Raw genomic sequence first — 582 nt, 5'->3', positions numbered from 1 at the left:
CACGTGCTCGCACTCGCCCGCGAACGCCGCGTTGAGCCGGCCGAGTTCATCGCGGTAGCGGCGCCCGGACGCCGTCGCGGGCACGATCCCCGAGCCGACCTCGTTCGAGACGGCCACGACCGTGCGCCGGGTGCGGCGCACGGCGTCGACGAGTTCGGCGACCCGCGTGCGCAGCGCCTTCTCCCCGCCGCCCGCCCACTCCGCGTCGTCCCAGGCCCCCACCTCGTCCATCGCGTACGTCAGCCAGAGCGACAGGCAGTCGACGAGCAGCGGCGCGGTGTCCGACGCGTCGGACAGCAGCGGTACGAGGTCGCAGGTCTCTGCGGTGCGCCACGAGCCGGGGCGCCGCTCGCGGTGCACGGCCACGCGCCGCGCCCACTCGCCGTCCCCGTTCCGCGTCCCGCCGGTCGCCACGTACAGCACGTCGGGGAACGCCTCCAGGCGCCGCTCGGCCTCGACCGACTTCCCCGAGCGGGCCCCGCCGAGCACCAGCGTCCTGCGCGGCACGTCGGGCACGTCCTCGTACGCCCCCACCTGCAGGGTCGTCCCGTCCGGCACGGCCCGCGCGCCCGCCGCCCCGAG

At 77.0% G+C, this 582-nt stretch carries 1 protein-coding gene; it reads right to left on the bottom strand.

The genetic code is table 11. The annotated features are described in order from the left end of the window. Nucleotides 1–582 (bottom strand): bifunctional adenosylcobinamide kinase/adenosylcobinamide-phosphate guanylyltransferase (locus G3I40_RS41315; protein WP_164559939.1); only part of this gene is annotated, 582 nt, incomplete at both ends.

Origin of the sequence: Streptomyces sp. SID14478, assembly GCF_010548525.1 — a bacterium.
GTDB lineage: Bacteria > Actinomycetota > Actinomycetes > Streptomycetales > Streptomycetaceae > Streptomyces.
The sequence above is the reverse complement of the archived record's forward strand: the minus strand, read 5'-3'. Positions and strand labels throughout refer to the sequence as shown.